At 66.2% G+C, this 20,302-nt stretch carries 19 protein-coding genes; 8 read left to right on the forward strand and 11 right to left on the reverse strand.

The features are described 5' to 3' along the window. From HMPREF2716_RS14450 to gpmI, 3 genes are all read right to left on the reverse strand, one after another. Positions 1 to 776, reverse strand: a 776-nt coding sequence (locus HMPREF2716_RS14450; RefSeq protein ID WP_019682697.1) for a murein hydrolase activator EnvC family protein, incomplete at its 3' end; no start/stop codon positions are given. Between the two features lie 149 nt (positions 777 to 925). Next, positions 926 to 1,744 (reverse strand): CPBP family intramembrane glutamic endopeptidase, encoded by an 819-nt coding sequence (locus tag HMPREF2716_RS14455; RefSeq protein ID WP_016254004.1) that lies wholly within the window; start codon positions 1,742 to 1,744, stop codon positions 926 to 928. A gap of 313 nt (positions 1,745 to 2,057) precedes the next feature. Continuing rightward, entirely contained in the window at positions 2,058 to 3,605 is a 1,548-nt protein-coding gene (gene gpmI / locus HMPREF2716_RS14460) for a 2,3-bisphosphoglycerate-independent phosphoglycerate mutase (RefSeq protein ID WP_003114478.1), read from the reverse strand. Positions 3,606 to 3,929: 324 nt separating this feature from the next. Here gpmI and HMPREF2716_RS14465 point away from each other — a divergent pair, with 324 nt between their 5' ends. Genes HMPREF2716_RS14465 through secB form a run of 3 tightly spaced genes read left to right on the forward strand, consistent with a single transcriptional unit; the run spans position 3,930 to position 5,133 of the window. Further along, positions 3,930 to 4,349 (forward strand): rhodanese-like domain-containing protein, encoded by a 420-nt coding sequence (locus HMPREF2716_RS14465; protein WP_003096058.1) that lies wholly within the window; start codon positions 3,930 to 3,932, stop codon positions 4,347 to 4,349. A gap of 1 nt (position 4,350) precedes the next feature. Beyond that, positions 4,351 to 4,605 (forward strand): glutaredoxin 3, encoded by a 255-nt coding sequence (gene grxC, locus HMPREF2716_RS14470; protein ID WP_003096057.1) that lies wholly within the window; start codon positions 4,351 to 4,353, stop codon positions 4,603 to 4,605. Positions 4,606 to 4,641: 36 nt separating this feature from the next. Further along, a complete protein-coding gene (secB, locus tag HMPREF2716_RS14475) occupies positions 4,642 to 5,133 on the forward strand; it encodes a protein-export chaperone SecB (RefSeq protein ID WP_003096050.1) in 492 nt (163 codons plus the stop codon). A 58-nt stretch (positions 5,134 to 5,191) separates the two neighbouring features. On the opposite strand, the gene trmL is transcribed toward secB, so the two are convergent. Next, the gene (trmL, locus tag HMPREF2716_RS14480) at positions 5,192 to 5,653 is read right to left on the reverse strand and encodes a tRNA (uridine(34)/cytosine(34)/5-carboxymethylaminomethyluridine(34)-2'-O)-methyltransferase TrmL (protein ID WP_003096047.1); all 462 of its coding nucleotides are present in this window, start codon (positions 5,651 to 5,653) and stop codon (positions 5,192 to 5,194) included. Between trmL and HMPREF2716_RS14485 the strand changes: the two genes are divergently transcribed. Continuing rightward, positions 5,652 to 6,119, forward strand: a complete 468-nt coding sequence (locus HMPREF2716_RS14485) for a hypothetical protein (RefSeq protein WP_003096038.1) — start codon at positions 5,652 to 5,654, stop codon at positions 6,117 to 6,119. The two genes, trmL and HMPREF2716_RS14485, sit on opposite strands and share 2 nt — an antisense overlap. Positions 6,120 to 6,930: 811 nt before the next feature. Here the strand turns inward: HMPREF2716_RS14485 and ntrC are convergent. The 4 genes from ntrC to HMPREF2716_RS14505 form a co-directional block, all read right to left on the reverse strand. After that, complete coding sequence (gene ntrC / locus HMPREF2716_RS14490; RefSeq protein WP_003104661.1) at positions 6,931 to 8,361, reverse strand: two-component system response regulator NtrC; 1,431 nt, start codon at positions 8,359 to 8,361, stop codon at positions 6,931 to 6,933. A gap of 2 nt (positions 8,362 to 8,363) precedes the next feature. Then, entirely contained in the window at positions 8,364 to 9,440 is a 1,077-nt protein-coding gene (gene ntrB / locus HMPREF2716_RS14495; protein ID WP_003096033.1) for a two-component system sensor histidine kinase NtrB, read from the reverse strand. A gap of 270 nt (positions 9,441 to 9,710) precedes the next feature. Further along, a complete protein-coding gene (locus HMPREF2716_RS14500) occupies positions 9,711 to 10,283 on the reverse strand; it encodes a DUF4124 domain-containing protein (protein WP_003114474.1) in 573 nt (190 codons plus the stop codon). Further along, positions 10,280 to 10,801, reverse strand: a complete 522-nt coding sequence (locus HMPREF2716_RS14505; protein WP_003104660.1) for a DUF4124 domain-containing protein — start codon at positions 10,799 to 10,801, stop codon at positions 10,280 to 10,282. Before HMPREF2716_RS14505 ends, HMPREF2716_RS14500 begins: the two co-directional genes overlap by 4 nt. A 287-nt stretch (positions 10,802 to 11,088) precedes the next feature. On the opposite strand from HMPREF2716_RS14505, the gene HMPREF2716_RS14510 reads away from it, so the two are divergent. Beyond that, positions 11,089 to 13,296 (forward strand): mechanosensitive ion channel family protein, encoded by a 2,208-nt coding sequence (locus tag HMPREF2716_RS14510; RefSeq protein ID WP_003111156.1) that lies wholly within the window; start codon positions 11,089 to 11,091, stop codon positions 13,294 to 13,296. Here the strand turns inward: HMPREF2716_RS14510 and HMPREF2716_RS14515 are convergent. Both HMPREF2716_RS14515 and glnA read right to left on the reverse strand, forming a co-directional pair. Next, entirely contained in the window at positions 13,293 to 13,697 is a 405-nt protein-coding gene (locus tag HMPREF2716_RS14515) for a hypothetical protein (protein ID WP_003104642.1), read from the reverse strand. The two genes, HMPREF2716_RS14510 and HMPREF2716_RS14515, sit on opposite strands and share 4 nt — an antisense overlap. Positions 13,698 to 13,844: 147 nt before the next feature. Then, positions 13,845 to 15,254: a glutamate--ammonia ligase gene (gene glnA, locus HMPREF2716_RS14520; protein ID WP_003096016.1), complete on the reverse strand. Its 1,410-nt coding sequence runs from the start codon at positions 15,252 to 15,254 to the stop codon at positions 13,845 to 13,847. A gap of 336 nt (positions 15,255 to 15,590) precedes the next feature. Between glnA and thiI the strand changes: the two genes are divergently transcribed. Both thiI and typA read left to right on the forward strand, forming a co-directional pair. Further along, positions 15,591 to 17,045, forward strand: a complete 1,455-nt coding sequence (gene thiI, locus HMPREF2716_RS14525) for a tRNA uracil 4-sulfurtransferase ThiI (RefSeq protein WP_003096011.1) — start codon at positions 15,591 to 15,593, stop codon at positions 17,043 to 17,045. Positions 17,046 to 17,261: 216 nt separating this feature from the next. Next, entirely contained in the window at positions 17,262 to 19,079 is a 1,818-nt protein-coding gene (typA, locus tag HMPREF2716_RS14530; protein ID WP_003096009.1) for a translational GTPase TypA, read from the forward strand. Positions 19,080 to 19,162: 83 nt separating this feature from the next. On the opposite strand, the gene HMPREF2716_RS14535 is transcribed toward typA, so the two are convergent. Next, positions 19,163 to 19,588, reverse strand: a complete 426-nt coding sequence (locus tag HMPREF2716_RS14535; protein ID WP_003114472.1) for a helix-turn-helix domain-containing protein — start codon at positions 19,586 to 19,588, stop codon at positions 19,163 to 19,165. An 83-nt stretch (positions 19,589 to 19,671) separates the two neighbouring features. On the opposite strand from HMPREF2716_RS14535, the gene HMPREF2716_RS14540 reads away from it, so the two are divergent. Next, complete coding sequence (locus HMPREF2716_RS14540; RefSeq protein WP_003110179.1) at positions 19,672 to 20,256, forward strand: SAM-dependent methyltransferase; 585 nt, start codon at positions 19,672 to 19,674, stop codon at positions 20,254 to 20,256. The last annotated feature ends 46 nt before the right edge of the window (positions 20,257 to 20,302 follow it).

A 20,302-nucleotide genomic window follows, 5' to 3' on the forward strand; every position in this document is an offset into this window, starting at 1 on the left:
CGTTCGGCGGCCAGCGCGCGCTGGCGCTCGCGCTCCGCCGCGGCGGCGGCTTCGCGGGCCTGGCGGGCCAGGGTTTCCTCGATGGTCCGCAGTACCTTGGCCAGCTCGGCCTGGTCCTGTTGGCGGGACTTGAGCTTCTGGTCGCGTTCGCGGTAGTCGCTGTTCAGCTTGGCCAGGGCTTGCTGGCGCTCCTTGCGGGTCGCTGCCAGCGCCTCGCGGCGGCTGTCCAGCTCGCCTTGCTTGCTCAGTTGTTCGGCTTTCTGCGCAGAGATGTCCTGCTCGACGTTGGCCAGCTGGCGGAGGGTTTCGTTGAAGCTGGCGAGCTGTTCGAGACGGGCTTTGTTGATGTAGTCGTAGTAGGTGAGGGTGCGGCTGAATTTTTCCGGGTGTTCCTGGTTCAGCAGCAGCTTCAGGTATTCCTCGCGTCCACTCTGGTAGGCCGCGCGGGCCTGGATGGCGAGGAGGCGCTGCTGCTCAATGCGCGCGTCCTGGAGTTTTTTTTTCTCCCCATCCAGCCGTTTCAGCTCGGCTTCGCTCTTGTCCAGCTCGTCCTGCAGGGCCTTGATCTGTTTTTCCAGGTCGCCCATCTCGGTCTCGGTGGACTTCAGCTGCTTCTGCACGCCGCTCTTTTCCTGCTGGATGCCGTCCAGCAGCTTCTTCAGCTCGCCGATGTCCTTCTGCGTCTGTTCCAGCTGGCGTTGGGTGTCGGCGCGCTCGTCGGCGAAGGCCGGAGCGAGACAGGCGAGGGATAGCAGGAGAGGAAGGAGGCGGAGCATGGGGTGGCGGGCACCTGGGAATTGGACCGGCCTAGTATGCCCGTGGCCGCCGTTAAAAAAAACGCCCCGCACCGCGCGCTGTGGGGCGCTTCCACGTATTTCAGCCGGATGGCAGCGGCGGATGTCGTCGACGACGAAGGCCACGGGCATCAGGCGGGTCTGTAGAGCGGGTAGGTGAACAGCAGCAGATGCGTCAGGTTCAGCCCGAAGTGGAACAGCGTCGCCACCCACAGGCGGCCGCTCCACAGCCAGGCCAACCCGTAGATCAGCCCGGCGAGGCCGGCGAACAGCATCAGCAGCGGGCCGCCGGCGAAGTGCGCCAGGCCGAACAGCGCCGAGGCCAGCGCCAGGGCGGGCCAGGGGCCCAGCCATTGGCCCAGGCGTTGCTGCAGGTAGCCGCGGAACAGCGCTTCCTCGGCAAGGGAAACGAAGAACAGGTTGGCCAGGACGAACTGCCAGAGCCAGGCCGGCGCGTGGAGTTCCGGCCGCAGCAGGCCGACGCCGACAGCCAGTAGAAGCAGCGCCGGCACCGCCGCCACGAGCAGCAGCCAGTGCCAGGGGCGGCCGGGAGCTCGGGCTTCGTCGCGGAACAGGCTCGGCAGGCAGGCCAGTAGCAGGAACGGCACCAGTGCCTTGTCGAAGTTGAAGTACATGGTGAACGGCAGGCTCTGCGGGCCGACCACCGCCTTGTCCAGGACCCTGGGGTTGGCGAAGCCGGGTAGCAGGTGCAGGAACAGGCCCACCGCGCCGGCGACCAGCAGCAGCTCCAGGCCCAGGGCCCAGGCGCGGCGTGCCGCCAGGCGCCGGCGCAACAGGGCGAGGACGCCCAGTGCAGCCAGGGCGGCGACCGCAGGCGGAGCGAGAACCCCGTCGTAGAAGGCGAGGCAGCAGGTCGCGAGCAGCAAGACGAGGGCCAGCAGGCGCTGGAAGGACAGGGCGAGGAGCGAGGTGGCGAGGAGGAACCACATCGGCGGAAATCCTTGTAGGGCAGATGGAAAAGACAGCGCGGGCAAGGCTAGCACGGGCCTCGGCGACGTAGCGGGACGCAGGGGGGGAGACGCGGAAAATGAAAACCGCGGCACACGTCTCGACGCCGCGTGGCCAGGCCTGTCGGCCGATCGGCAGCGTTAAAGCGGGGAAGGTGGCGTCGTGGAAACAGGGCGCGGCGCCCGGCCCGCTACGGCGGATAACGTCGCAGGCGTTATCCGTCGATGGCCTGCAGAAGCGGCGGATAACCGCGACGCGGTTATCCGCCCTGCGCGGGAGTTCGTCGTTCGCGGATCAGCCGAGGGTGACGATGCTGCGACCGGTCATTTCCGCCGGCTGCTCCAGCCCCATGAGGGTCAGCATGGTCGGCGCCACGTCGGCCAGCACGCCGCCTTCGCGGATGCTCAGCTTGCGCTTGCCGACGTAGACGAAGGGCACCGGTTCGCAGGTGTGCGCGGTGTGCGCCTGGCCGGTGGACTCGTCTTCCATCTGCTCGACATTGCCGTGGTCGGCGGTGATCAGGGCTTCGCCGCCGACCTTGTCCAGCGCCTCGACGATACGGCCCATGCAGGTGTCCAGGCACTCCACGGCCTTGACCGCGGCCTCGAACACCCCGGTGTGGCCGACCATGTCGCCGTTGGCGTAGTTGACCACGATCACGTCGTAGCGCTGTTGCTCGATGGCCTCGACGATACGGTCGGTGACTTCCGGCGCGCTCATCTCGGGTTGCAGGTCGTAGGTGGCGACCTTCGGCGAGGGGATCAGGATGCGCTCCTCGCCCTCGTAGGGTTCCTCGCGGCCGCCGGAGAAGAAGAAGGTCACATGGGCGTACTTCTCGGTCTCGGCGATGCGCAGCTGGGTCTTGCCATGCTTGGCCAGGTACTCGCCGAGGACGTTGGTCAGCGGCTCCGGCGGGAAGGCGCAGGGCGCCGGGATGCTCGCCGCGTACTGGGTCAGCATGACGAAACCTGCCAGCTGCGGGGCTCGTTCGCGGGGGAACTCATTGAATGCCGGCTCGACGAAGGCGCGGCTCAGCTCGCGGGCGCGGTCGGCGCGGAAGTTCATGAAGATCACCGCGTCGCCATCCTCGACCCGCACCGCTTCGGCGCCGGCCGGGACCACCGCGGTGGCCTTGACGAATTCGTCGCTCTCGCCGCGGGCGTAGGCGGCCTCGAGGGCTGCCACCGAGGAGTCGGCGGTGAACTCGGCCTTGCCGTCGACAATCAGTTCATAGGCGGCCTGGACGCGGTCCCAGCGGTTGTCGCGGTCCATCGCGAAATAGCGGCCGATGATCGAGGCGATGCGGCCCTTGCCGAGCCCGGCGAAGGTGGCGTCGAGACGCTCCAGCGACGGCTGCGCGCTTTTCGGCGGGGTATCGCGGCCATCCAGGAAGGCATGCAGGTAGATCTTGCCGGCGCCGCGCCTGGCGGCCATCTGCGCCATCGCCACCAGGTGGTCTTCATGGCTGTGTACGCCGCCCGGGGAGAGCAGGCCGAGGATGTGCACCGCCTTGTCGGCGGCGACGGCCTTGTCGACCGCGCCGGCGATCACCGGGTTTTCGAAGAATTCGCCGTCGCGGATGGCCTTGGTGACGCGGGTGAAGTCCTGGTACACCACGCGGCCTGCGCCGAGGTTCATGTGGCCGACCTCGGAATTGCCCATCTGGCCGTCGGGCAGGCCGACGTCCATGCCGGAGCCGGAGATCAGGCCGTGCGGCTGGGTTGCCAGGAGGCGATCCCAGACCGGCTTCTTCGCGGCGTAGATGGCGTTGTAGTCAGGGCTTTCGCTGTGGCCGAAGCCGTCCAGGATGATCAGGACCAGGGGTTTGGGCGTGGCAGTCATATGTCCGGCTCTATTTCCGCGGGGTTCAGAAACTGACCAAATTTAGTGGGAACATTGTCGTTCAAGACGTAGGAAGAGGCTGATTGATTAAACCGATGACGCCGATCCGCAACCGAATGCCGCTATCCTCGCTCCCTCTGTCCCGCCCGAACCGTGCCGGGGCCGGAACTGGCCAGCTTCACAGAAAAGGACCGGCATTCTAACCGTGAAGTTTCCCGCGACGCCATTTCCTGGAGCCGAGCGGGGCGCCGCCCGGCGGGTTCCCCCCTGGCCGGCGCGGTCTGTATACTGGCCGGCATTTTTACGCCCTGGATATCCGTCACCATGCAATTCGTTTCCCGTCTGATCGAGTTCGCCACCAACCACTACCTGCTGGTCGCGGCGCTGCTGGTCCTGCTGGTCCTGCTGTTGCTGCACGAGCTGCGCAAGGGTGGCAAGAGCCTGTCGACCCGCGAGCTGACCGCGCTGGTCAATGCCGACCAGGCGGTGGTCCTGGATATCCGTCCGGCCAAGGAGTTCGCCAGCGGGCACATCGTCGACGCGCTGAACATCCCGGCCGACAAGCTGAACAGCCGCATGACCGAGCTGGAAAAGTACAAGGGCAAGACCATCATCCTGGTCGACGCCATGGGCCAGCACTCCGGTACCTGGGGCGGCGTCCTGAAGAAGGCCGGCTTCAACGCCGCCAAGCTGTCCGGCGGGATCGGCAGCTGGCGCGGCGACAACCTGCCGCTGGTGAAGTGACATGCCGCCCGTCGTGATCTACACCACCGCCTGGTGTCCGTACTGCATCCGCGCCAAGCAGTTGCTGCAACGCAAGGGCGTGGACTTCCAGGAGATCGCCTGCGACGGCAAGCCCGAACTGCGCGCCGAGCTGGCACGCAAGGCGGGATCGACCACCGTGCCGCAGATCTGGATCGGCGAGACCCATGTCGGCGGCTGCGACGACCTTCATGCACTGGAGCGCGCCGGCAAGCTGGACGCGCTGCTGTCTGCCTGAAACCATTCATGAATTGACCCAAGGGAAGGCCCGAAAATGACCGAGCAAGCTACCAACGGCGCTGCCGACGAGCAGCAACCCCAGTTCTCCCTGCAGCGCATCTACCTGCGCGACCTGTCGTTCGAGTCGCCGAAGTCCCCGGAAATCTTCCGCCAGGAATGGAACCCGTCCATCAGCCTGGACCTGAACACTCGCCAGAAGCAGCTGGACGGCGACTTCTACGAAGTGGTCCTGACCGTATCGGTGACCGTGAAGAACGGCGAGGACACCACTGCCTTCATCGCCGAAGTGCAGCAGGCCGGCATCTTCCTGATCAAGAACCTCGATCCGTCGAGCATGAGCCATACCCTCGGCGCGTTCTGCCCGAACATCCTCTTCCCGTACGCTCGCGAAGCCCTGGACAACCTGGTGGTACGCGGTTCGTTCCCGGCGCTGATGCTGTCGCCGGTGAACTTCGACGCCCTCTACGCCCAGGAAATCGCCCGCATGCAGGCCTCCGGCGAGATCCCGACGCCGTCGGTCCAGTAAGCCCAGTGCTTGCGAAAAAGCCCGCCTTGCGCGGGCTTTTTCATGCCTGCCGGCCGGCTCAGTCCATGGCGAAGCCGAGCTGGCGCCAGGCTTCGTAGACGGTCACCGCCACCGTGTTGGACAGGTTCAGGCTACGGCAGCCTTCGCGCATCGGCAGGCGCAGGCGCCGATCGGTTGGCAGGGCGTTGCGCACGTCCTCCGGCAGTCCGCGGCTTTCCGGGCCGAAGAGGAAGGCATCGCCGCGCTGGTAGGCCACTTCGTGGAAGGCCCGCGACCCCTTGGTGGTGAAGGCGAACAGGCGTGGCTGGCCGAGGGCCTCGAGGCAGCTCTGCAGATCCGGGTAGCGGCGTACGCTGGCGTATTCGTGGTAGTCGAGGCCGGCACGGCGCAAGCGCTTGTCGTCCAGTTCGAAACCGAGCGGCTCGATCAGGTGCAGGCTGCATCCGGCGTTGGCGCAGAGCCTGATAATGTTGCCGGTATTCGGAGGAATCTCCGGTTGAAACAGGATGACGTGGAACATGCAGGGCTCCGGAGCAGATAACGGGCGGCATTCTACCTCCGCCATCGACGATCTGCGGCGCCAGCGCTGGAAAGTCTGGGGTGCGCTGGTGCTTGCCGGGTTGTTGTTCGGGCTGATGCTCGGCAGGTTGTTCGGTCCCGCTTCGCTGCCGACGTCTGCGCCGCAACTGCTGGCGGTCGGGGAGAGCGAGCAGGGCCTGGTCCTGCGCTTCGATCGCCAGGCTGCGGTTACGGCGGCACGGGTGGAGGGTGCCCTGACGTTGCGCATCGTCGCCCGGGGCGCGGCGCAGCAGGGAGACGGGCGATGGCTGGGCCAGCCGTTGCGCTGGCGCGTCCGCGAGGAGGGAAAGGCGCTGCTGTTGAGCCTGGTCTCGACCCGCCCCTTGCAGGGGCGCTGGCAGTGGTCGGAGGATGGCGAGGGCTGGCGCCTGGTCGTCGAACTGCAGGAGCGCGACGGCCGGGAATAAAAGGGGGAATTCTCAGCCTGCCTGTACCGAGGTCCCCAAACGGGAGGGCGGAGGCGCGGATCACTGCGCTACCGCCGGGCATAAAAGAGGGGAGTTCTCAGCCTGCCTGTACCGAGGTCCCCGAAACGGGTGTGGTGGTTGCGCGCGGATGCTGCGTCTGCCGCCGGGTGTAAAAGAGGGGATTCCCCAGCCTGCCTGTACCGAGGCCCCCGAAATCTTCGTTATCTGCTCCAATGCAGGGGCTGTGCCAATTCTCATGAGCGCGCTGGCGGCGCGCGCGCTTTCCTGAAGGATTGTGGATAAGTCTGTGGGCGAGCTGGTGATGAATGCCTCTGGAAGCCCGTGGATCAAGGGCTTGGCGGCATCCCAGGGGTTTGTGGGAAGTCGATTGCGGAAAAATGACGGAGCGGGCTTTTCCGCCAGCGATTGATGCCGATTTGTCGCCTGCTGGTGCACGCTGCCCAAAATCCGGGCAAGGGCCGCAGCCCTGCCGAACCGGCGGATAACCGCGATGCGGTTATTCGCCCTACGCCATGGTTTGACCGGTGGTGCCGGGCGGGCGCTCGCCGAGGTTGGGGCTGTGCTGCGGACGGTAGGGCGAATAACGCCATAGGCGTTATCCGCCGCGGCCCTGCACAATCGGCGGATAACCGCGATGCGGTTATTCGCCCTACGCTACGATTTGACCGGTGGTTCCGGGCGGGCGCCCTGCCGAGGCTGGGGCGGCGTCTCGCTTGGCACGGGCGCGCGACGGACCATGAAAAACGGGGCCCGAAGGCCCCGTTGGGTCGCTCATGGGAGCAGTGGCGCTTCAGTCGTCGCCTTCGTCGTCGGCTCCATCGACGTTCATCCCCAGCTCCTTGATCTTGCGGGTCAGGGTATTGCGGCCCCAGCCGAGCAGCACGGCGGCATCGCGGCGGCGGCCGGCGGTGTGCTTGAGGGCGGTTTCTATCATGATCCGTTCGAAGGCCGGCACGGCGCTGTCCAGCAGGTTCGACTGGCCGCGGCCCAGCGCCTGGTCGGCCCACTGGCGAAGGGCCTGTTCCCAGTTCGCCGCCGGCGCGCTGTCCTGCGGCTGGGTCAGCAGCTCCGGCGGCAGGTCGTCGATGTGCACCTCGCGGCCGGAGGCCATCACGGTGATCCAGCGACAGGTGTTCTCCAGTTGGCGGACGTTGCCCGGCCAGCCGAGGTTCTTCAGGTACTCCTCGGTTTCCGCCTTCAGCAGCTTGGGTTCCACCGCCAGCTCCTGGGCGGCGCGGCTGAGGAAGTGCCGGGCCAGCGCCGGGATGTCCTCGCGGCGGTCGGCCAGCCGCGGGATGTGGATGCGGATCACGTTCAGGCGATGGAACAGGTCCTCGCGGAACTTGCCGTCGCGCACCAGGCTTTCCAGGTTCTGGTGGGTGGCGGCGATGATCCGCACGTCGACCTTCACCGGCGTGTGCCCGCCGACCCGGTAGAACTCGCCGTCGGCCAGGACGCGCAGCAGGCGGGTCTGGGTGTCGGCCGGCATGTCGCCGATCTCGTCGAGGAACAGGGTGCCGCCATCGGCTTGCTCGAAGCGTCCGCGGCGCTGGGCGGCGGCCCCGGTGAAGGCGCCCTTCTCATGGCCGAACAGCTCGGATTCCATCAGGTCCTTGGGGATCGCCGCCATGTTCAGCGCGATGAATGGCGAGGCTGCGCGCGGGCTGTGGCGATGCAGGGCATGGGCGACCAGCTCCTTGCCGGTACCCGATTCGCCGTTGATCAGCACGGTGATGTTGGAATGGCTGAGGCGGCCGATGGCGCGGAATACCTCCTGCATCGCCGGCGCCTCGCCGATGATCTCCGGCGTGCGCGCCTGGTTCGCCGGCAGCTCCAGGCCCTGCTGCTCCTGGGCGTGCTGGTTGGCGCGCTTGACCAGGGAGACCGCCTCGTCGACGTCGAACGGCTTGGGCAGGTATTCGAAGGCGCCGCCCTGGTAGGAGGCCACCGCGCTGTCGAGGTCGGAATGCGCGGTCATGATGATCACCGGCAGGCGCGGATGCAGTTCGCGGATCTGCGCCAGCAGGTCGAGGCCGCTGGCGCCGGGCATGCGGATATCGGAGATGATCACGTCCGGCTGCTGCCGGCCGAGGCGGCCGATCACGCTGTCGGCGCTGTCGAAGCTCACCGTGGTCATGCCTTCCTGTTGCAGGGCCTTTTCCAGTACCCAGCGGATGGAGCGGTCGTCGTCGACGATCCAGACGGTCTCTGATCGGCTCATGGTCAATGCACTCCTTGTTCCAGGGGCAGGAACAGACTGAACACGGTATGGCCGGGGTGGCTCTCGCATTCAATCAGCCCCTGGTGCTGGCTGATGATGTTCTGGGCGATGGCCAGGCCGAGTCCGGTACCGTCCGGACGGCCGCTGACCATGGGGTAGAAGATGGTTTCCTGGAGCTCGGCCGGAATGCCCGGGCCGTTGTCGATGATCTCCACCTTGCACACCAGGCGGTGACGCGTGTGGCCGATGGTGAACTGGCGCAGGGTACGGCTGCGCAGGGTGATGCGACCGAGGCGCAGGTCGTTCTGCCCGGCGATCGCCTGCATGGCGTTGCGTACCATGTTGAGCACGGCCTGGATCATTTGCTCGCGGTCGAGCAGCAGGTCGGGGATGCTCGGGTCGTAGTCGCGGACCAGGGTGATGCTGCCCTGGCTCTCCGCTTCCACCAGGCTGCTGACCCGCTCCAGCACTTCATGGATGTTGGTCGGCGCCAGGTTCGGCAGTTTGTTCGAGCCGAGCATGCGGTCCACCAGGTTCCGCAACCGGTCGGCTTCTTCGATGATGACGTTGGTGTAGTCCTTCAGCGACTCTTCCGGCAGCTCGCGGGATAGCAGTTGCGCTGCGCCGCGGATGCCGCCGAGCGGGTTCTTGATCTCGTGGGCGAGCCCGCGCACCAGCAGCTTGGTGGTCTCCTGCTTGGACAACTGCGCTTCTTCGCGGGTGATCCGCATCAGCCGGTCGCGCGGATGGACCTCGAGCAGCAGCAGCGTCTCGTTGCGGTTGAGGATGGGCGTCACCGCATAGTCGACCGTGATGCTGACGCCGGTGATCGAGGTCAGGGTCGCTTCGCGCTTGGTGAACGGATGTGCCTGTTCCACCGCCTGGCGCAGCGAGTTCAAGGCTTCCGGCGATTCGGTGAACAGCTCGCTGATGAATTGCCCGTGGCTGCGCTGGCCGCTCACGGCCAGGAGCATCTCCGCCGCCGGGTTCATGTACTCCAGGCGCAGTTCGCCGTTGAGCAGGATCACCGCGGTGGTCAGGTTGTCGAGCAACAGTCGGTGCAGGGTATCGGTCGGCATGGCGGGCAGCTGTTCCAAGGTTGGGCAGGAAAATGCAAAAAGCAAACCAGGCGCCGAAAAGGCGCGTTTTTTCTGCCGAGGCGCTGGCTAGAGGTGCGCCGGGAAGGTTTTCGGCGACGAGCGGTGACCCGAAATGGGGACAGTATAGAAAGTGGTGCGGGTAATCGCACCAATCTGGTGCGTTGGCGTGGCCGGCGGCGTTTTCGCCAGGAGAGTCGGGAAAAAAACCGGAAAATCCCGCCCACCGTGGAGTGGGCAGGGGAAGTTCGGCTAGCGCTCGCTTGGCTCTATCGCGCTGACCAGCGGCGTATCGACCTCCGGCAGGGGTTGCCCGGCGATGCTCACTCGATGCAGGTGGAAGGGCTGGCTCGGGGTGCTTTCGACGGTCATGCCGTCGCCATCGATGATTTCCACTGCGACCTGGTGGGTGCCGCGATCGAGGTTCTTCAACGGGAACACCGGGCTGCGTCCCGGCACTCCGGCAGGCTTGCCGTCGAGCAGCAGGCGATAGCGATGGCCGGGCAGCAGCGCCGGCTCGCTGGTGACGGTGACGATGACGTCGCCGCTGTTGGCGCGCAGGGTTGCGTCCGGTTCGGGGAAGAGGATGCGCAGTAGCTGGTAGGCCGGCGGCTTCACCTCCAGCGGCGCGGCGGGCGGACGATAGCGTATGCCCGGCGGCGCCACGCTGTTGCCCGGCGCCAGTTCGACGCGTTGGGCCTTGCGCCCGCTGGGCGGCTGGTCGGTGTAGACGCGGTTGCCCTCGGCGTCGATGTAGGTGTAGACCCCCGCTTGCGCGGCGCAGGCCAGGCACAGCAGGAGGGCGCCGAGAATGCGCGGGATCATCGCTTCTTCCCGAGGTGCACGCGCTGCACGGTGAAGGTCACCGGCGGGCTGGATTGCAGCACCCGTTCGCCGTTGAGTACCTGTACCGCGAGGCTGTGGTCGCCGCGGTCGATCTCGTGCAGGGTGAAGCGGGTGCCGCTGCTGGGCGTGCCGTAGGGTTTGCCGTCCAGCACCAGTTGCAACTGGTGGCCGCTGTGCAGGGCCGGGCGGATGCTGACGCTGACGTTGAAGGTGCCGTTGTTGGCGCGCAGCGCCTCTTCCGTGGGGAGGTCGCTGAGGGCAAGGATCTCGTAGGCGGCGGCCTCGCTATCGGCGGCCGGGGCATTGCCCGCGGAGGACTTTTCCGGCGTGTCGATTCCTACGGTATTGGTCGGCTGCAGTTCGACGGTCTGCGCCTGCACCCCGTCTGGCGGCTGGTTGGTGAATACCTTGTTGCCGTTGGCGTCGGTGTATTGGTAGATCTGCGCCATGGCCGGCAGGGCGGCGGCCAGGAGCAGGCAGCTGGTGATCAGGCGCATGGACGGTCTCCGGGTGAACCTGCCAAGCGTTGCACCGCATCGGCGCGCTGGCAAGCCGTGCATTGTGCGGCATGCGGGTATTCGAAGGTGTGCGCTGGGGCACGTTGGCGGTCGCTGTGCCCCGCCGCGCGGCTGCGTTCGTCTCAGCCGGCACTGGCGGGGCGAACCCTCGTTGCGCCAGAGTGTCTGTGCTTGCGCCGCCGGCCGGCGGCCCCGTTCGAAACGGCGGGTGTCCGGCTTGTATGATGCGGCTGTTTCGGTTTCTCACCTTGGGGACTGCCTTTCTCGTGCCGATCATCGCCCGCTTCACCCTTCGCTCCCGCGTCCTGGCGGCCCTGCTGCTGTGCCTCTGCGCCGCCCTGTTCTACTCGCCGCCGGGTGCCGCGGCGCTGCCGAACCCGTTGGCGGGGAGTTCTTCCGGTGGCGAGAAGGTCAGCGATGCGCAGTTGGAACAATCGCTGAACCAGGTCATCCAGACCCTGGAGAACGACAGGCAGCGCGCCGACCTGCTGAAAAAGCTGAAACAGCTGCGCGACGTGACCAAGAAAGGCAAGGAAAGCGAGGGTGGGGTGCTGGGGCTGATCGGCGATACCCTGACCAGCCTGGAAAAGCAGTTCCAGGGCGCGAACAGCCCGGTCGCGTTATGGGGCAACCAGTTCCAGCTGGCGCGTGCCGAACTCGAGGAGCGCTTTCCAAGCTGGCGCGACCTGCCGGCGATGGTCTTCGATTTTTCGGTGGTGATCCTCCTCTGGGCCTGCCTGGCCAGCGCGCTGCTCTGGCTCAGCCGGCGCATGCGCGAGCGCTTCGGCCTGTCGGCGGAGTTGCCGCAGCATCCGAAGACCCGCGACCTGCTGCTGTTCTCCCTGCGCAAGCTGGGCCCCTGGCTGGTGGCCTTCCTCATCACCCTGTACCTGTCGGTGGTGCTGCCGGACTCCCTGAGCAAGACCCTGGCGATGGTCATGGCCTATGTGCTGGTCTGCGGCACGCTGTTCTCCGCGCTGTGCGTGATTTCCCTCTCGCTGCTCAGCGGCCCGCACCGCCAGCGCGCCCTGGATATCCTGCGGCGCCAGGCGTTCCGCCCGTTGTGGCTGATCGGCAGCCTCGCCGCGCTGGGCGAGGTCGCCCACGATCCGCGGCTGATCGCCGGCCTCGGCGAGCACACCTCGATCTGCCTGAGTACCCTGGCCAACGCCAGCGCCGCGCTGTTCACCGCCTTGTTCGTGATGCGTTTCCGCCGGCCGATCGCCCACCTGATCCGCAACCAGCCGCTGGAGCGCCGCCTCAAGCGCCGTAGCCTGCACGACCTGGTGCAACTGGTCGGCTCGCTGTGGTTCGTGCCGGTGCTGGTGCTGGTGGGGATTTCCCTGTTCGCCACCTTCGTTTCCGCCGGCGACAGCAGTTCGGCGTTGCGCCGGGCGCTGGTCTGCGCGGTGCTGGCGGTGGTGGCGATGACCGTGATCGGGCTGATCCGCCGCCGTTCCAGTCGGGTCGGCGCCGGCCCGCGCCGCAGCGCGCCGTACATCGAGCAGTTGCAGAGCTTCGGCTACACCCTGCTGCACATCTTCGTGGTGCTGTTCTTCATCGAGGTCGCCTTGCGCGTCTGGGGCATGTCGCTGATTCGCTATGCGGAAGGCGAGGGCGAGCAGATCAGCATGAAGGTAGTCAGCTTCGGCACCACCCTGCTGGTCGCCTGGCTGATCTGGATCCTCACCGATACCGCGATCCAGCACAGCCTCGGCCTGGGCGGCAAGAGCCGGCCGAACACCCGCGCGCTGACCATGCTGCCGCTGATCCGCAACGTGCTGTTCGCCACCATCGCGGTGATCGCCCTGATCGTCGCCCTGGCCAACATGGGCATGAACGTCACCCCGCTGCTGGCCGGTGCCGGCGTGATCGGCCTGGCCATCGGCTTCGGTGCGCAGTCGCTGGTGGCGGACCTGATCACCGGCCTGTTCATCATCATCGAGGACTCGCTGTCGATCGACGACTACGTCGACGTCGGCGGCCACCTTGGCACGGTCGAGGGCCTGACTATCCGTACCGTGCGCCTGCGCGACCTGGACGGCGTGGTGCATACCATCCCGTTCAGCGAGATCAAGAGCATCAAGAACTACTCGCGCCAGTTCGGCTACGCGATGTTCCGCTGGCCGGTGCCGGCGAGCATGCCGATCGACGACGCGGTGGCGCTGGTGCGCGAGGTCGCGATGGAGCTGCGCAGCGACCCGGCGGTCTACCGCAACCTGTGGTCGCCGATGGAATTGCAGGGCGTGGAGAGTTTCGACAACGGCCAGGCGATCCTGCGCTTCCGCTTCAAGACCGCGCCGATCAAGCAGTGGGAGGTCCAGCGGGCGTTCAACCTGCGCCTGCGTCGGCGCCTCGACCAGGCCGGCCTCGAACTGTCCATGCCGCGTCTCAACGTACAGTTGAGCCGGGCGCCCAAGGCGAAATCCGCGGAACCGGACGAGCAGGGCACGCCGGCGGACGGCGGCATCTAGCGCGACAGGATGACCCGGCAGATGCGGCGCATGTCGCGGTCGTCGATGCCGTCGCACTGCCACGGCGCACGCGATACCACGGCCCGGCACTGGCGGCGCATGTCGCGGCTGTCGATGTCGTCGCAGCGCTTGCGGTCGCCGCGGACGATGGCGCGGCACTGGCGGCGCGTGTCGCCGTCGCGGATGTCGTCGCAGTCGTAGCGCTGTCCCGGCGCCAGCAGCGCGCCGCAGTAACGCCGCAGGTCGCGGCTGTCGATGTCGCCGCAATCCCCGCTGTCGCCGCGTTCCAGTGCGTTGCACATGCGCCGCAGGTCGCGGTCGTGGATATCGCGGCATTCGGTGCCGGCCTGGGCGGGCAGGCTGAGGATGGCGGCAAGCAGGAGCCAGAGAGAGTGACGCATGGACGGTCCTTATCCTTGGGGCGGGGAGCGCGGCAAGTCTAACCGAACGGCGCGGCGAACTTTGCGTTTCTCCATGGGCCGGCCCATAAAAAAGGCCTCCCGAAGGAGGCCTCAAGAGGGTGACTCGTTGTTATAGGAAAGGGTGGATCAGACGCTGTAGTACAGGTCGTATTCCAGCGGGTGCACGAAGGTGCGCACCTTGATCTCTTCTTCGCTCTTCAGCTCGATGTAGGCATCGATGAACTCGTCGGTGAACACGCCGCCCTTGGTCAGGAACGCGCGGCCCTTGTCGAGTTCTTCCAGCGCCTCTTTCAGGCTGCCGCAAACCTGCGGGATTTCCTTCGCCTCTTCCGGCGGCAGGTCGTACAGGTTCTTGTCGGCGGCATCGCCGGGGTGGATCTTGTTCTGGATGCCGTCCAGGCCGGCCATCAGCAGCGCGGCGAAGGCCAGGTAGGGGTTGGCTGCCGGGTCCGGGAAGCGCGCTTCGATACGGCGGGCCTTCGGGCTGGATACGTAGGGGATACGGATCGAGGCGGAACGGTTGCGCGCCGAGTAGGCCAGCATCACCGGAGCTTCGAAGCCCGGGACCAGGCGCTTGTAGGAGTTGGTCGAGGGGTTGGTGAAGCCGTTCAGGGCCTTGCCGTGCTTGATGATGCCGCCGATGAAGTACAGGGCGGTCTCGGACAGGCCGGCATAGCCTTCGCCGGCGAAGGTGTTCTTGCCGTCCTTGGAGATCGACATGTGCACGTGCATGCCCGAACCGTTGTCGCCGTACAGCGGCTTCGGCATGAAGGTCACGGTCTTGCCGTAGGCGTCGGCGACGTTGTGCACGCAGTACTTCAGGGTCTGCACTTCGTCGGCCTTGGCGACCAGGGTGTTGAACTTCACGCCGATCTCGTTCTGGCCGGCGGTTGCCACTTCGTGGTGGTGGACTTCGACTACCAGGCCCATTTCTTCCAGGGCGTTGCACATGGCGGTGCGGATTTCATGGTCGTGGTCGACCGGCGGTACCGGGAAGTAGCCGCCCTTCACACCCGGGCGATGGCCCTTGTTGCCGGACTCGATGTCGGCGTCGGTGTTCCAGGAAGCCTGCTCGGAGAAGATCTTGAACATCGAGCCGGAGATGTCGGACTTGAACTTCACTTCGTCGAAGATGAAGAACTCCGGCTCCGGGCCGACGAACACGGTGTCGCCGATGCCGGTGGACTTCAGGTACTCCTCGGCGCGCTTGGCGATGTTGCGCGGGTCGCGCTCGTAGCCTTGCATGGTGCTCGGCTCGATGATGTCGCAGACCAGGATCAGGGTCGGCTCTTCGGTGAACGGATCGAGGACGGCGGTGCTGTCGTCCGGCATCAGGATCATGTCGGAGGCTTCGATGCCTTTCCAGCCGGCGATGGAGGAGCCGTCGAACATCTTGCCGGCTTCGAAGAACTCATCGTCCAGCGCGTCGCGAGCCGGCATGGTGACGTGTTGCTGCTTGCCCTTGGTATCGGTGAAGCGCAGGTCTACCCACTTCACGTCATGGTCTTTGATCAGTTGGTGCGACTTGTACGACATGCTGTCCTCCAGGAGGGATTAGAGCTGGGAGCTTTTTCTGTGCCCCAGTATCGGGTGATGCCGGCCGGAATACTCCGCCAGGGCAACCTGCCTCACAAGTGAGCAAGTTGCGTGCCAGTGCCCGGAATCGGGCAGGGCCCCATGTTTGGCGGGGCCAGGTCTTCTTCAGGGTAGCTGGGCGGCCTTCGGGTGCACCGTTATGGTGCTCCATGTTGGTGCATCATTCCATTTTGGTGCAGCAAAAATAACTGTGCATATTTCTGCTCAATACGTGAGCAATTTCAGATATAATTCCGCCCCTTTTTTTCCGTCGCCCCGCGCGTTCGCGTCCCTCGCATGAAACTCATCGTCAAGACCTTCCAGGAAATCACCATCAAGAGCCGGCCGGTGCGCAAGCGCTTCATCCGGCAGTTGGCGAAGAACATCCGCGCGGTGCTGCGCGACCTGGACCCGGAGCTGAAGGTCGAGGGCGAGTGGGACAACCTGGAGGTAGAGACCGCCGTGGTCGACGCCAAGGCCAGGCGCGAGATGATCGAGCGCCTGACCTGCACCCCGGGCATCGGTCATTTCCTCGAGGTTCACGAGTATCCGCTGGGCGATTTCGACGACATCCTCGCCAAGTGCAAGGCGCATTTCGGCGACCAGTTGGCCGGCAAGACCTTCGCCGTGCGCTGCAAGCGCGCCGGCAAGCACGCGTTCACCTCGATGGAGGTGGAACGTTACGTCGGCAGCGGCCTGCGCCGCGAATGCGGGGCTGCCGGGATCGACCTGAAGCAGCCGGAAGTCGAGGTGCGGATGGAAATCCGCCTCGACCGCCTGTTCGTCATCCATCGCCAGCATCCGGGCCTGGGCGGCTATCCGCTGGGCGCGCTGGAGCAGGTGCTGGTGCTGATGTCCGGCGGCTTCGACTCGACCGTGGCGGCCTACCAGATGATGCGCCGCGGGATGATCAGCCACTTCGTGTTCTTCAACCTCGGCGGGCGCGCCCACGAACTGGGGGTGATGGAAGTCGCCCACTACCTGTGGGAGAAGTACGGCCGCTCGCAGCGCGTGCTGTTCGTCAGCGTGCCGTTCGAGGAAGTGGTCGGCGAGATCCTCACCAAGGTCGACGACAGCTATATGGGCGTGACCCTCAAGCGCATGATGCTGCGCGCCGCCAGCCGCGTGGCCGAGCGCCTGGAGCTGGACGCGCTGGTGACCGGCGAGGCGATCTCCCAGGTGTCCAGCCAGACCCTGCCGAACCTCTCGGTGATCGACCGGGTTACCGACACCCTGGTGCTGCGCCCGCTGATCGTCAGCCACAAGCAGGACATCATCGACACCGCCCGGCAGATCGGCACCGCCGAGTTCGCCCGGCACATGCCGGAATACTGCGGGGTGATCTCGGTGAACCCGACCACCCAGGCCAAGCCCTACCGCGTCGAGCACGAAGAGTCGAAATTCGACATGGCGGTGCTCGAGCGCGCCCTGGAGCGCGCCACCCAGCGCACCGTCGACCGGGTGATCGACGAACTCGGCCAGGACCTGCAGGTGGAAGAGGTCGGCGAGGTGCTGCCCGGTCAGATTGTCATCGATATCCGCCATCCTGATGCCCAGGAAGACGAACCCCTGGCCCTGGAAGGCGTCGAAGTCCAGGCGCTGCCGTTCTACGCGATCAACAGCCGCTTCAAGGAACTGGACGCCAACCGCCAGTACCTCCTGTATTGCGACAAAGGGGTGATGAGCCGCCTGCATGCCCATCACCTGCTCAACGAGGGGCACACCAATGTGCGTGTTTATCGTCCGGCTTAAGCAGCCGGGCTTGTTCGGCGGCAGCATCCGCCACCGTCCTCCCGACACGTCCGCCGCCTAGGCCGATGCCCGCCCTTCGGCGTGCCGGCCGGACCGGGGCAGCGTCCGCCTGCTGCCCGCCCCTTAATTGAAGAAGCCTGTCGTGTCGGGCGCCGCCCTGTCCGACCCCACCACCGCCGCGAAGCCGCGCTTCGGGCGTTAAACGAGACAAGACTTGTGATCGAAAATCTGCGCAACATCGCCATCATCGCCCACGTCGACCATGGCAAGACCACCCTGGTGGACAAGCTGCTGAAGCTGTCCGGCACCCTCGACCGCAAAGAAGCGGAAAGCGAGCGGGTGATGGACTCCAACGACCAGGAAAAAGAGCGTGGCATCACCATCCTGGCGAAGAACACCGCGATCAAGTGGAACGGCTACAACATCAACATCGTCGACACCCCCGGTCACGCCGACTTCGGCGGCGAGGTGGAGCGCGTGATGTCGATGGTCGACTCCGTGCTGCTGGTGGTCGACGCCCAGGACGGCCCCATGCCGCAGACCCGCTTCGTGACCCAGAAGGCCTTCAAGGCCGGCCTGCGTCCGATCGTGGTGGTGAACAAGATCGACCGCCCGGGCGCGCGTCCGGACTGGGTCATCGACCAGATCTTCGACCTGTTCGACAACCTCGGCGCCACCGACGAGCAACTCGACTTCCCGATCGTCTACGCCAGCGCCCTGAACGGCATCGCCGGCCTCGACCACGAGAAGATGGACGACAACATGGACGCGCTGTTCCAGGCGATCATCGACCACGTCCCGGCTCCGGTGGTGGACACCGAGGGTCCGTTCCAGATGCAGATCTCGCAGCTGGACTACAACAGCTTCCTCGGCGTGATCGGTATCGGCCGCATCACCCGCGGCAAGGTCAAGTCCAACACCCCGGTGGTGGCCATCAGCGACGACGGCAGCAAGCGCAACGGCCGCATCCTGAAGATCATGGGCCACCACGGCCTGCAGCGCGTCGAGGTGGCCGAGGCGGAAGCCGGCGACATCGTCTGCGTCAGCGGCATGGAGGAGCTGTTCATCTCCGATACCCTGTGCGACCCGCAGAACGTCGAGGCGCTGCCGCCGCTGACCGTCGACCAGCCGACCGTGAGCATGACCTTCCAGGTCAACGATTCGCCGTTCGCCGGCCGCGAAGGCAAGTTCGTCACCAGCCGCAACATCAAGGAGCGCCTGGAGAAGGAACTGCTGCATAACGTGGCGCTGCGCGTCGAGCCGGGCGACAGCCCGGAGAAGTTCAAGGTTTCCGGCCGTGGCGAACTGCACCTGTCGGTACTGATCGAGACCATGCGCCGCGAAGGCTTCGAGCTGGCCGTGGGCCGCCCGGAAGTGGTGATCATCGAGAAGGACGGCGAGAAGCAGGAGCCCTACGAGAACGTCACCATCGACATCGAGGAGCAGCACCAGGGCTCGGTGATGGAGCAGATGGGCCTGCGCAAGGGCGACCTGAGCAACATGATTCCCGACGGCAAGGGCCGCGTGCGCCTGGAGTACACCATTCCGGCGCGCGGCCTGATCGGCTTCCGCAACAACTTCCTGACCCTGACCTCGGGCACCGGCATCCTGACCTCGACCTTCAGCCACTACGGTCCGATCAAGGCCGGCGAAGTCAGCAACCGCCAGAACGGCGTACTGGTCTCCATGGCCACCGGCACCGCCCTGACCTACTCGCTGGAGACCCTGCAGAGCCGCGGCAAGCTGTTCCTCGGCCCGGGCGACGAAATCTACGAAGGCCAGTTGGCCGGCATCAACAGCCGTGACAACGATCTGGTGATCAACCCGACCAAGGGCAAGAAGCTCGACAACATGCGCGCTTCCGGCAAGGACGAAGTCATCGCCCTGGTTCCGCCGATCCGCTTCACCCTCGAGCAGGCGCTGGAGTTCATCGCCGACGACGAGCTGGTGGAAGTGACGCCGAAGTCGATCCGCCTGCGCAAGAAGATGCTCAACGAGAACGACCGCAAGCGCTACGAGCGCAGCAAGGTCTAAACCGTTGCCGTACCGGCGCGCCGCAACGGCGTGCCTCGCGGCCGGCAGGCAGGGCAGGGGTGCCCGGCCTACCGGCCGTTTTGCTATGCGCCGGGCGCTTTCCGGCGTGGCTTGATGGCCCCCGCGGCAGCGGCCCGCAGCAAGCGGCGGAACGTCGGGCAGTCCATGTGCTCGCGCGCCGGACAGGCCGCGGCATGCCGCAGGCCGTCGCGCATGGCGGCGAGGCGGCGGATCGTCCGGTCCAGTTCGTCGGCCTTGGCCGCCAGCGCCGCGCGGTCGATCCGCAGCGCGCCGTCGGCTGCGCCCATGCCGGCAATCTCGTCCAGCGACAACCCGGCGGCGCGGCCCAGCCCGATCAGCGCCAGCCGCTCCAGCACGCCTGCATCGAACAGCCGGCGCAGGCCGTGCCGGCCGCTGGAGGCGATCAGTCCCTTTTCCTCGTAGTAGCGCAGGGTCGAGGCCGGTACCCCGGATCGTCGCGCGACCTCGCCTATGTCCAGTTGGCGCATGCCCTTGACCTCAAGTCGACTTGAAGTGGAAGACTAGCGTTTCGGCACCTGGGCCGTGACGAAATACAGACGAGGTGAACCTCATGTGGGACGAACGCTATGCCGCCGAAGAGTATGTCTACGGAACCGAACCCAACGCTTTCCTGAAGGAGCATGCGCAGCGGCTGGCCGGGCCGGTGCTGAGCGTCGCCGAGGGCGAGGGGCGCAACGCGGTGTTCCTCGCTTCGCTGGGGCTGGAGGTGCTTGGCGTGGACGGCTCCGCCGTCGGCCTGGCCAAGGCGCGCCGGCTGGCCGAGGCGAAAGGCGTGTCGATCGACACCCTGGTGGTCGACCTGGCGGACTACGAACCGCCGGCAGCGGCGTTCGGCGCGGTGGTGTCGATCTTCGCGCACCTGCCCAGTCGCGTGCGCGGCAGACTCAACCGCCTGCTGGAGCGTTCGCTGCGACCGGGCGGTCTCTTCCTGCTGGAGGCCTATCGGCCGGAACAGCTCGGCCGCGGCACCGGCGGCCCGGCGGACGTCGACATGCTGGTGAGCCGCGCGGCGCTGGAGGCTGAGCTGCCGGAGTGCGAAGTGCTGCTGGCGCGGGAAATCGAGCGCGAGGTGGTCGAGGGCCGTTTCCACACCGGCGCGGCCTGCGTGGTCCAGTTCATCGCCAGGAAGAGGTAGCTCGCCACGGGGCGGGCGTCGGAATGCGTCGAATCTCTGGAATGCG

The organism is Pseudomonas sp. HMSC076A11, from assembly GCF_001810205.1.
Lineage (GTDB): Bacteria > Pseudomonadota > Gammaproteobacteria > Pseudomonadales > Pseudomonadaceae > Pseudomonas > Pseudomonas aeruginosa.

Excerpts from the sequence above, each read along its gene's own strand:
- HMPREF2716_RS14465 (WP_003096058.1), top strand. The coding sequence starts at position 3,930 with ATGCAATTCGTTTCCCGTCTGATCGAGTTCGCCACCAACCACTACCTG.
- HMPREF2716_RS14455 (WP_016254004.1), bottom strand. The coding sequence starts at position 1,744 with ATGTGGTTCCTCCTCGCCACCTCGCTCCTCGCCCTGTCCTTCCAGCGC.
- thiI (WP_003096011.1), top strand. The coding sequence starts at position 15,591 with ATGAAACTCATCGTCAAGACCTTCCAGGAAATCACCATCAAGAGCCGG.
- trmL (WP_003096047.1), bottom strand. The coding sequence starts at position 5,653 with ATGTTCCACGTCATCCTGTTTCAACCGGAGATTCCTCCGAATACCGGC.
- ntrB (WP_003096033.1), bottom strand. The coding sequence starts at position 9,440 with ATGCCGACCGATACCCTGCACCGACTGTTGCTCGACAACCTGACCACC.
- secB (WP_003096050.1), top strand. The coding sequence starts at position 4,642 with ATGACCGAGCAAGCTACCAACGGCGCTGCCGACGAGCAGCAACCCCAG.
- HMPREF2716_RS14485 (WP_003096038.1), top strand. The coding sequence starts at position 5,652 with ATGCAGGGCTCCGGAGCAGATAACGGGCGGCATTCTACCTCCGCCATC.
- grxC (WP_003096057.1), top strand. The coding sequence starts at position 4,351 with ATGCCGCCCGTCGTGATCTACACCACCGCCTGGTGTCCGTACTGCATC.
- HMPREF2716_RS14500 (WP_003114474.1), bottom strand. The coding sequence starts at position 10,283 with ATGATCCCGCGCATTCTCGGCGCCCTCCTGCTGTGCCTGGCCTGCGCC.
- HMPREF2716_RS14535 (WP_003114472.1), bottom strand. The coding sequence starts at position 19,588 with ATGCGCCAACTGGACATAGGCGAGGTCGCGCGACGATCCGGGGTACCG.
- HMPREF2716_RS14505 (WP_003104660.1), bottom strand. The coding sequence starts at position 10,801 with ATGCGCCTGATCACCAGCTGCCTGCTCCTGGCCGCCGCCCTGCCGGCC.
- HMPREF2716_RS14515 (WP_003104642.1), bottom strand. The coding sequence starts at position 13,697 with ATGCGTCACTCTCTCTGGCTCCTGCTTGCCGCCATCCTCAGCCTGCCC.
- gpmI (WP_003114478.1), bottom strand. The coding sequence starts at position 3,605 with ATGACTGCCACGCCCAAACCCCTGGTCCTGATCATCCTGGACGGCTTC.
- HMPREF2716_RS14540 (WP_003110179.1), top strand. The coding sequence starts at position 19,672 with ATGTGGGACGAACGCTATGCCGCCGAAGAGTATGTCTACGGAACCGAA.
- glnA (WP_003096016.1), bottom strand. The coding sequence starts at position 15,254 with ATGTCGTACAAGTCGCACCAACTGATCAAAGACCATGACGTGAAGTGG.
- ntrC (WP_003104661.1), bottom strand. The coding sequence starts at position 8,361 with ATGAGCCGATCAGAGACCGTCTGGATCGTCGACGACGACCGCTCCATC.